This is a genomic window from Pseudomonas sp., assembly GCF_028293835.1.
Taxonomy (GTDB): domain Bacteria; phylum Pseudomonadota; class Gammaproteobacteria; order Pseudomonadales; family Pseudomonadaceae; genus Aquipseudomonas.
On record NZ_JAQGNX010000012.1, the window covers coordinates 42,402 to 52,779 of the forward strand.

The window sequence follows — 10,378 nt, forward strand, 5'->3', positions numbered from 1 at the left end:
GCTTTGCTCGGGACGAAATACTCCCCCGTGCATAAGAACGGTTTAACTTTTTGCGAATAACAAACTTCCTGAGGCCTCGAAGCTAGAGTGTTCGGGCTGTGCAGTAAATAGCCCGGAGTGCTATAGAACTCGTAGGAAAATTCCGCAATAGCAGTAGGCAACTGCAATTCAGGCAGTTGATTACTTCACGTAGCGTGTCGTGGCGTATGGGAATCAATGTCGCTGCGCCGTATGTAACGGCGCAGTGACATAGTTCTTATTTGCTAACGCTTACACCGTAGAAGGAGTTCAGGCCAAACGGACTGATCTTGAAATCCTGCACGTTGTTGCGCATAGGCTGATAGACGGTTGAGTGCGCGATTGGAGTAATCGGCACGGCGTCTTTGAGAAGGTGTTGCGCCTGTTTGTACAGTTCGATGCGCTTAGCCTGGTCAGGAGTTGCCTTGGCTTGTTTGATGATGTCGTCGTACGGCTTGTCGCACCACTTCGAGAAGTTGTTGCCGTTCATCGCATCACAACCAAACAGCGTACCCAACCAGTTATCCGGGTCACCGTTGTCGCCGCTCCAACCAATCAACATCGCGCCGTTTTCACCCGCTTTGGCGCGCTTGATGTACTCGCCCCATTCGTAGGTGACAATTTTGGCCTTGATGCCGATCTTGGCCCAGTCGGACTGAAGCATCTCAGCCATCAACTTGGCGTTCGGGTTGTAAGGGCGCTGAACCGGCATCGCCCACAGGGTGATTTCGGTGCCTTCCTTGATCCCGGCTTCCTTGAGCAGCGCTTTGGCTTTCTCAGGGTTGTAGCCTGCGTCTTTGATGGTGGTGTCATACGACCATTGGGTCGGCGGCATGGCGTTTACAGCCAGTTGGCCCGCGCCCTGATACACCGAATCGATGATCTGCTGTTTGTTCACGGCCATGTCCAGCGCCTGACGAACTTTCAGCTGAGCCATTGGGTTAGGCTCGTCGCTGCCTTTGATTTTCGGCATCACGTTGTAAGCGATGTAACCCAGGTTAAAGCCAGCCTGGTCAGGCATCTTGAGGTTCGTGTCAGCTTTGAGCGTGGCAAGATCCGCAGGGCGTGGGTACAGGGTGATCTGGCACTCGCCTTTCTTCAGTTTCTGTATCCGTACCGACGCGTCGGTAGTGATAGCGAAGATCAGGTTGTCGACTTTGACGTCTTCAGGCTTCCAGTAATCCTTGTTGCCGGTGTAACGGATGTTGGAATCTTTCTGGTAGCTCTTGAACACGAACGGACCAGTGCCGATTGGCTTCTGGTTGATGTCCTGAGCCTTGCCTTCTTTGAGCAGTTTTGCGGCGTATTCAGCGGACTGAATAGACGCGAAGCTCATGGCCAAATCCTGGATGAATGCGGCATCAACCGTTTTCAGCGTGAACTTGACGGTGTGGTCGTCAACTTTCTCGACCTTGGTGATGTTCTCGTCCATGCCCATGTCGGTGAAGTATGGAAACTCGGTCGGGTAGGCTTTACGGAACGGGTCATCTTTGTTCAGCATGCGGTTGAACGTGAACAGCACGTCGTCGGCGTTGAACGTGCGCGTTGGTTTGAAGTAATCCGTGGTGTGAAACTTCACGCCGTCACGCAGGTGGAAGGTGTAAGTCAGGCCATCAGGGGAAATATCCCAGCTGGTTGCCAGGCCCGGAACGACTGCGGTTCCACCGCGCTCGAATTGGCTGAGACGGTTGAACATTGTCTCGGCCGCTGCGTCAAAGTCGGTTCCGGTGGTGTATTGGCCTGGATCGAAACCGGCCGGGCTGCCTTCTGAGCAAAACACCAGGGAGGACGGCGCTGCTTGAGCGAAAGGCGCACAGGCGAGTAAGCCTGCACTGAGTAAAAACGGAATGACCGCTTGTTTGAGCATGGTGGCCTCAGTTGTTGTCATTTTTTAGTAGAGGGCGACCTTGTGAGTCGACCGAGCGGATACTTATGCAGGCGCCATACCCAAAGCAAGATGATGGCGCCAATGAAGTAGCAAACAGTGGCACGAACGTACAGGAATGTCGCATAAATATAATATGGCGCGCATTTGATCGTTTGCGTGGTCGCTTTTAGAAACATGTGCGCACCCGGAAAGTGCAACCAAACGGGTGGAATGCACCCGCTTAGAGCAAAGGTGTTACTGGAGGCTATTTGCTGAGGCTTACGCCGTAGAAGGGGGTAAGGCCAAACGGGCTTAGTTTAAAGTCGTGTACTTCCTTGCGTATTGGCTGAAAGACCTTCGAGTTGGCGATCGGCGTAATCGGTACTTGCTCCTTCAAAATATGCTGCGCCTGTTGATACAGCTTGATCCGTTCGCCCCGGTCGCTAGTGACTTTGGCTTGCTGCACGAGTTTGTCGTAGGCCGGGTCGCACCATTTAGCGAAGTTACTGCCGGTCACCGCTGCGCAGCTATACAACACGCCCAGCCAGTTGTCCGGATCGCCGTTGTCACCGGTCCAGCCATAGGTCATGACGTCATGCTCGCCATTTTTGGCGCGCTTGATGTACTCGCCCCATTCGTAGCTGACAATGTTGGCTTTGATGCCGATTTTTGCCCAATCGGACTGGATCATTTGCGCAGACATTCGCGCATTCGGGTTGGATGCACGTTGCACAGTCATGGCCCATAAGCTGATTTCCGTGCCCGGTGCGATACCCGCCTCCTTGAGCAATTGCCTGGCCTTGGTCGGGTCGTACGGTGCGTCCTTGATCGTCGGGTCATAACTCCATTGGTTCGGCGGCAAGGCGTTTTGCGCCAGCTGCCCAGCGCTTTGATAAACCGCTTTGATGATCGCGGGTTTGTCGATGGCCATGTCCAGCGCCTGGCGCACTTTCAACTGGTCCAGGGGTTTGTGGGTCACGTTATAGGCCAGGAACCCCAGGTTGAAGCCGGGCTGGCTGAGCACGGTGATGTTGGGGTCTTTCTCCAGTAATTCGATGTCCTGCGGCCGTGGGTAACCACTGACCTGACATTCATCCGTCTTGAGTTTTTGCACACGCACGGCGGCATCGGTATTGATCGAAAAGATCAGGTTGTCGATCTTCACGTCTTCCGGTTTCCAATACGCGGTATTGGCGCTGTAACGAATCTGCGAGTCTTTCTGATAACGCTTGAACACGAACGGCCCGGTGCCGATCGGCTTCTGATTGATGTCGGCGGCTTTGCCTTCTTTGAGTAGCTGTGCGGCGTATTCGGCGGACTGGACTGAGGCAAAGCTCATGGCCAGGTTTTGGATGAATGCTGCATCGACATTGTTCAGGCTGAAACGCACGGTGTGATCGTCAATCTTGTCGACACTTTTGATTGTGGTGTTGAGGCCCATGTCGTTGAAGTAGGGCGACTCGGACGGGTACGCCTTGCGAAACGGGTGATTTGGATCGAGCAGGCGATTGAAAGTGAACAGCACATCATCAGCATCGAAATCCCGGGTCGGCGTGAAGTAATCAGTAGTGTGAAACTTCACATTCGGGCGCAAGTGAAAGGTATAGCTCAGGCCGTCGCTGGAAACATCCCAGGCAGTTGCCAAGCCAGGTTCGACGTTGGTGCTGCCACGCTCGAACTGAGTTAAACGGTTGAATACCGTTTCAGCGGAGGCATCGAATTCCGTGCCGCTGGTGTACTGGCTTGGGTCGAACCCCGCCGGGCTGGCTTCCGAGCAATACACCAGGGTGCTGGCAGCCTGGGCGAAAGGGGCGCAGGCCAATAGGGCAGTGGCGAGCAACAAGGGTTGGAATGTTTTTCCCATGGAAGCCTCGAAGGGGTGCGGTAGTCGCGTTGTCTGAGAGGTCTGACAGACGAGTAGACAACAAAGAGTACCGCACTGCTTAGGCTACGTAGGGCTTGGAGCCCAATTACTGCATTTGTACTTCGATGACACCGTCGGCGTTAACGCTGACCTGACTGGTGCCGGCTTCTACATCCGGAGTCGGGGCGGCGTCAGAGCGTGCGGCTTTCATCATCATGACCGGCGCACGCAGGTACGGTTGTGGAAAGCCCGAGGTGTTGAGGTTCAGATTAACCAGTTTGTAGCTCTTGCCACCCAGGGCGTCGGTGACCAATTGCGCCCGCACCTTGAACGCCGCAACGGCATCTTTAAGCAGCGAGTCTTCGGCAGTTTTGCGGGTAGGCGGTGCGATGGCAAAGTCCATACCGCCGATTTTCAGACCGTCCAGCAGTTCTGCCGTGAGTTTGGACAGTGCGGCAAAGTCGGCGCTTTCCAGACGCAGCTCGGCATGTTCGCGCCAGCCGGTGATTTTTTGCCCCTTGTCATCGTAAATCGGCGAGCTGTTGCGGGTGCTCTGGCGAACAGTGACGTCTTTGACTTCCCGGGCTTGCCCTAATGCTTTGTTCAGCGACTCGGTAATTTGCGCGGCGAGCTTGGCCGGGTCATTGTTCTGCGCTTCGGTAAACAGCGTGACCATCATCAAGTCGCGAGGAACTTCCTGGCTGACTTCAGCGCGCACGGACACCTGGTTGTAACGCGCTTCTTCGGCCAGGGCAGGCAGGCTGATAAGCGTAGCGACGCCGAGGGTGAAAAGGGCAGCGGCGGGGCGAAGGCTGAACATAAAAACTCCTTGTTGATAAAGCATCTGCAACGGTTAGCCGTCACACAGAAAACCATCAGACTGTAGATCATCCAATCCGGTTCCTGAGGGATTTACTGTAGCAACTGTGTTCTCACGTCAGCTACGACGCCTCGCCAACAAGTTGGCTCCTATGGATAGGACGTCTTCTATATAGCTGTGGCGCTTTGACGCAGTCACGGTGTTTTTACATTTGCTTCGTTATACTCGCCCCGATTCACCTGCAGCGCTCATCAGGAGAGCTCATGCTCGCCCCCGTCCAACTGCTTTCAGCTACTCGTCAGAACCTCTGGCGCCTCACTGTCATTCGTACCTTGGTGCTGGCCGCGCAAGCGGGTTCGGTGGGCGTGGCTTATCTGCTGGATTTGTTGCCGCTGCCCTGGATGCAATTGGCGATTACCCTCGGGGTCTCCATGGTGCTGTGTGTACTGACAGCCATCCGCTTGCGCACCACGTGGCCGGTCACGGAGCTGGAATACGCGGTGCAACTGGCTTTCGACATGCTGATCCACAGCGTATTGCTGTATTACTCCGGCGGATCGACCAACCCTTTCGTTTCCTACTACCTGGTACCGCTGACGATCGCCGCAGTGACCTTGCCGTGGCTGTATTCATTGATCCTTTCCGGCTTGGCGCTGACCAGTTATACGCTGCTACTGGTGCAGTTCTACCCCATGGGCAGGTTCCCTATCGCCCGGGAAAGCATGCAGATCTACGGCATGTGGCTGAGCTTTGCGTTGGCCGCCAGCGTCATCACTTTTTTTGCGGCAAAAATGGCCGAAGAACTTCGCCGCCAGGAACAACTGCGCGCCGAGCGTCGGGAAGAAGGCCTGCGCGACCAGCAACTACTGGCCATTGCGACCCAGGCGGCTGGCGCAGCCCATGAATTGGGTACACCCTTGGCGACCATGAGCGTGCTGATCCGGGAAATACGCGAAGACCATAAAGACCCGCTGTTGCAGGAGGATCTCGCGGTGCTGCAAGAGCAGGTTCAACAGTGCAAGCAAACCCTGCAACAGTTGGTGCGTGCTGCTGAAGCCAATCGCCGCATGGAGCTGGAAGAGCGCGACGTGACCGGCTGGCTCGACGAAGCGCTAAACCGCTGGCATTTGATGCGCCCGGAAGCCAGTTATCGCTTCCAGCTGCTGGGCCTGGGACCGGTGCCCCGCCTCGCCCCCCCGCAGGACTTGACCCAAGCGCTGCTCAATCTGCTGAACAATGCCGCCGATGCCTTTCCGGAAGGGTTGGAAGTGCGGTTGGATTGGGACTTGCTGGAAGTCTGTATCAGCATTCGTGACCACGGCGCTGGCGTGCCGCTGGCCATCGCTGAACAAATCGGCAAACCGTTTTTTACGACTAAAGGCAAAGGCTTCGGCCTCGGTCTATTTTTGAGCAAGGCCAGCGTGACTCGCGCGGGTGGCTCGGTAAAACTCTACAGTCACGAAGAGGGCGGCACGCTCACCGAGCTGCGCCTGCCCCGTGACGCCCGAGGAGACAAGCATGAGTGACGAGATTCAAGTCGAAGGCGAAGAACTGCCGCATTTATTGCTGGTAGACGATGACGCGACCTTCACCCGCGTGATGGCGCGGGCCATGAGCCGTCGCGGTTTTCGCGTCAGCACCGCCAGTTCGGCCGAAGAAGGCCTGATGCTGGCGCAAAGCGACGTTCCGGAGTACGCCGCGCTGGACCTGAAAATGACCGGTGATTCGGGGCTGGTGCTGTTGCCGAAGCTGCTGGAAATCGATCCGGAAATGCGCATAGTCATCCTCACCGGTTACTCGAGCATCGCCACTGCGGTCGAAGCCATCAAGCGTGGGGCCTGCAATTATCTGTGCAAACCGGCCGACGCTGACGACGTTTTGGCTGCCTTGCTGTCAGAACACGCAGACCTGGACACCTTGGTGCCGGAAAACCCGATGTCAGTGGACCGTTTGCAGTGGGAACACATTCAGCGTGTGTTGACCGAACACGAGGGCAACATCTCCGCGACCGCTCGGGCGTTGGGCATGCATCGCCGGACCTTGCAGCGTAAATTGCAGAAGCGCCCGGTCAGGCGCTGAACAGGGGCTGAACAAAGTCTTCGGGCTTCGCGAAGCGCCGCGTTGATCATCTATGATCGGCTCGACGCGTTTTTTCTATCCCTATCGAGCTTGAAATATGAATCGCAACGCCGAGTATTCTGGGGTCAACGACGCCGTCAGAGGAGAATTCTTCCGCCGGGTCTGGAAGCTGATAACGCCGTTCTGGCGCAGCGAAGAAAAAGGCATGGCTTGGCTTTTGCTGGTTTCCGTCATCGCACTGTCGCTGTTTAGCGTGGCGATTTCGGTGATGATCAACAGCTGGTACAAAGACTTCTACAACGCTTTGCAAGAAAAAAACCTGGCAGCGTTTACCCACCTGATCTTGTACTTCTGCGGCATCGCGGCGATCGCGATATTCGCCGCGGTGTACCGTCTTTACCTGACGCAAATGCTGACCATTCGCTGGCGTCGGTGGTTGACCGAGCAGCATTTCGCCAAATGGCTGGCGCACAAGAACTACTACCAGCTCGAGCAACATGGCTACACCGATAACCCCGACCAACGACTGTCCGAAGACCTTAACAGTTTCACTTCCAGCACCTTGAGCCTGGCGCTGGGCCTGATCCGCACCGTGGTCAGTCTGGTGTCGTTCTCGGTCATTCTGTGGGGCGTGTCGGGCAGTATCGAGATTTTCGGCGTCACCATTCCTGGCTACATGTTTTGGGCCGCGCTGCTATATGCGGCGGCGGGCAGTTGGCTGACGCACAAAATCGGCCAGCGCTTGATCAAGCTGAGCAACCAGCAGGAACGTTACGAAGCTGACCTGCGTTTTGCCCTGGTGCGGGTGCGTGAGAATGCTGAGAGCATCGCCTTCTCCAATGGCGAGCCCAACGAGAATCAGCGACTGACCTCGCGCTTCGGCATGATCTGGAGTAACTACTGGAACATCATGAAGGTGTCCAAGCGGCTGACCTTCTTTACTGCCGGTTACTCGCAGATCGCGACCGTGTTTGCATTTGTCGTGGCGGCTCCGCGTTATTTCTCCGGCGCCATCGAACTGGGCGGGCTGATGCAGATCAACTCGGCGTTCGGCAACGTGCAAGAGAACTTCAGTTGGTTCATCGACGCGTACACCTCTCTGGCTTCATGGCGTGCCACCTGTGATCGTCTGTTGAGCTTCCGTCAGGGCATGAGCGACAACGAAGCTCACGCCTCCGAGATCAAGCTGGACCGTGACGGCAACGCACTGCATTTCGATCACCTGGCGCTGAAATTGGCCGACGGCCGCGATTTGCTGGCTGGCGCTAATCTGGACATTGCTCAAGGTGACCGAGTGATGCTCAGTGGTCGATCCGGCAGTGGCAAAAGCACCTTGCTGCGAGCCTTGGGCGGACTTTGGCGCGACGGGCAGGGCCACGTGACGTTACCCGCCGAGCGTTATCTATTCCTGCCGCAACGACCGTACCTGCCAATCGGCACCTTGCGTGAAGCGTTGAGTTATCCACAGGCGCCGGAAGCGTATCCCGCCGAGCGCTACGCTCAGGTGCTGGAGGCCTGCCGTTTGAGCCATCTGGTCGCACGTCTGGATGAAAGTGATCACTGGCAGCGCATGTTATCCCCAGGCGAGCAGCAGCGTGTAGCGTTTGCCCGAGCGCTGCTTTATGCGCCTGGCTGGCTATACCTGGACGAAGCTACGTCGGCCATGGATGAAGAAGACGAAGGCGCGCTGTATCAGGCGCTGATCGATGAATTACCGCAGGTCACCCTGCTCAGCGTCGGCCACCGCGCCAGCCTCAAACGCTTCCACCGTCGTCATCTGCGCATTGATGGCGGCCAATTGCGTGAACAGCCCCTGCCAGAGGCGGTAATTTAGCCTTTCTCAAAGCGACCGGGTTTTACGAATGTGATCGTACAACCCGGTTGAGCTATCATGTGCACTTATAGAGTTTTAGAGATTGATCTCGGATATGGATAATCAAGTCCCTGCGCCACGTGTTCGCAGAAAGCATCGCAGCCTGGCCCAAGAGCTAGTCACCGAACTCTCCGAGCGGATTCGTGGCGGCCAACTGACACGTGGAGACAAGTTGCCGACCGAGTCGGCAATCATGCAAGAGCAGGGCGTAAGCCGCACCGTGGTGCGCGAAGCAATTTCGCGTCTGCAGGCCTCCGGGCTGGTGGAAACGCGGCATGGCATTGGCACCTTTGTTTTGGATACGCCGAGCCCGAGTGGTTTCCGTATCGACCCGGCGACCATTGTCACGTTGCGCGATGTGCTGGCGATTCTTGAGTTGCGTATCAGCCTTGAAGTGGAATCAGCCGGGTTGGCAGCGCAGCGCCGGACCCCGGAACAGCTTGCGGCGATGCGCACGGCGCTGGACGCGCTTATCGAAAGGGCACAAAACGCCAGCGACGGCGTGTCGTCCGACTTCCAGTTTCACCTGCAAATTGCTCTCTCGACCGGTAACCGTTACTTCGTCGATATCATGACGCACCTGGGCACCAGCATCATTCCACGGACTCGTCTCAACTCTGCACATTTGGCCCACGATGATCAGCAGCACTACATGAGTCGCCTTAACCGCGAGCATGAAGAGATCTTTGAAGCCATCGCCCGACAAGACTCCGACGCCGCCCGGGCCGCCATGCGCTTGCACCTGACCAACAGCCGCGAACGCCTGCGCCATGCCCATGAAGAGGCTGAAAAACAGCAGGCTTGATAGTTGCTGGCAACACACCTTAGTAGCCAACTTGTTGGCGAGGCGTCAGACCTGACGCACCGCATCAAGCCGCTCGCCAACACGTGGGCTCCTACAGGTGTGGCCGTTCCACAGGTTTGTGTCACTCGTCAAATTCTTCAATACCCCCTTGAGTCATTCTATTTCTAGTTGTACGATGACATACAACATCGGCTAACGGCTGGTGCGCTTCCTTCCACATTTGCTATGCAGGGTGTTCGAATAATGAATCCACAAGAACTGAAGTCCATCCTTTCCGCAGGTCTGCTGTCTTTTCCTGTTACCGATTTCAACGCTCAGGGCGACTTCCACAAGGCTGGCTATATCAAACGCCTTGAATGGCTCGCCCCGTACGGCGCTACTGCTTTGTTCGCTGCAGGCGGCACCGGTGAGTTTTTCTCCCTCGCTGCCAGCGAATATTCTGAAGTCATCAAGACCGCTGTAGACACCTGCGCGACCAGCGTACCAATCCTGGCCGGCGTCGGCGGCTCTACCCGTCAAGCCATCGAATACGCTCAAGAGGCCGAGCGTCTGGGCGCTAAAGGCTTGTTGCTGCTGCCGCACTATTTGACCGAAGCCAGCCAAGACGGCGTTGCCGCCCACGTTGAGGCCGTGTGCAAGTCGGTCAAAATCGGCGTAATCGTTTACAACCGTAACGTTTGCCGCCTGACCGCTCCTCTGCTTGAGCGTCTGGCCGAGCGTTGCCCGAACCTGATCGGCTACAAAGATGGCCTGGGCGATATCGAGCTGATGGTGTCCATCCGTCGTCGCCTCGGCGACCGCTTCAGCTACCTGGGCGGTTTGCCGACCGCCGAAGTCTACGCCGCTGCTTACAAGGCGCTGGGCGTTCCGGTTTATTCGTCTGCGGTGTTCAACTTCCTGCCAAAAATGGCCATGGATTTCTACCATGCCATTGCCCGTGACGACCACGCCACCGTCGGCAAACTGATCGATGATTTCTTCCTGCCATACCTGGACATTCGTAACCGCAAGTCGGGTTACGCCGTCAGCATCGTTAAAGCTGGCGCGAAGAT

Annotated in this window: 8 protein-coding genes; 5 read left to right on the forward strand and 3 right to left on the reverse strand. The window is 56.4% G+C overall.

The genetic code is table 11. The features are described 5' to 3' along the window. Nucleotides 1–256: 256 nt before the first annotated feature. From JWR17_RS01590 to JWR17_RS01600, 3 genes are all read right to left on the reverse strand, one after another. Nucleotides 257–1,885 (reverse strand): ABC transporter substrate-binding protein, encoded by a 1,629-nt coding sequence (locus JWR17_RS01590; protein WP_299827639.1) that lies wholly within the window; start codon nt 1,883–1,885, stop codon nt 257–259. 265 nt (nt 1,886–2,150) lie between these two features. Continuing rightward, on the reverse strand, nt 2,151–3,749 hold the full coding sequence (locus JWR17_RS01595; RefSeq protein ID WP_299827641.1) for an ABC transporter substrate-binding protein: 1,599 nt from the start codon (nt 3,747–3,749) through the stop codon (nt 2,151–2,153). Nucleotides 3,750–3,855: 106 nt separating this feature from the next. Beyond that, the gene (locus JWR17_RS01600) at nt 3,856–4,569 is read right to left on the reverse strand and encodes an SIMPL domain-containing protein (RefSeq protein WP_299827643.1); all 714 of its coding nucleotides are present in this window, start codon (nt 4,567–4,569) and stop codon (nt 3,856–3,858) included. Between the two features lie 263 nt (nt 4,570–4,832). Between JWR17_RS01600 and JWR17_RS01605 the strand changes: the two genes are divergently transcribed. The 5 genes from JWR17_RS01605 to kdgD form a co-directional block, all read left to right on the forward strand. Further along, complete coding sequence (locus JWR17_RS01605) at nt 4,833–6,095, forward strand: ATP-binding protein (RefSeq protein WP_299827645.1); 1,263 nt, start codon at nt 4,833–4,835, stop codon at nt 6,093–6,095. Then, the gene (locus tag JWR17_RS01610; protein ID WP_299827647.1) at nt 6,088–6,648 is read left to right on the forward strand and encodes a response regulator transcription factor; all 561 of its coding nucleotides are present in this window, start codon (nt 6,088–6,090) and stop codon (nt 6,646–6,648) included. Before JWR17_RS01605 ends, JWR17_RS01610 begins: the two co-directional genes overlap by 8 nt. A 97-nt stretch (nt 6,649–6,745) precedes the next feature. Further along, complete coding sequence (locus JWR17_RS01615; RefSeq protein WP_299827649.1) at nt 6,746–8,482, forward strand: ABC transporter ATP-binding protein/permease; 1,737 nt, start codon at nt 6,746–6,748, stop codon at nt 8,480–8,482. Between the two features lie 94 nt (nt 8,483–8,576). Next, nucleotides 8,577–9,326, forward strand: a complete 750-nt coding sequence (locus JWR17_RS01620; protein ID WP_299827651.1) for a FadR/GntR family transcriptional regulator — start codon at nt 8,577–8,579, stop codon at nt 9,324–9,326. A gap of 243 nt (nt 9,327–9,569) precedes the next feature. Continuing rightward, nucleotides 9,570–10,378 (forward strand): 5-dehydro-4-deoxyglucarate dehydratase (gene kdgD / locus JWR17_RS01625; protein WP_299827653.1); only part of this gene is annotated, 809 nt, incomplete at its 3' end.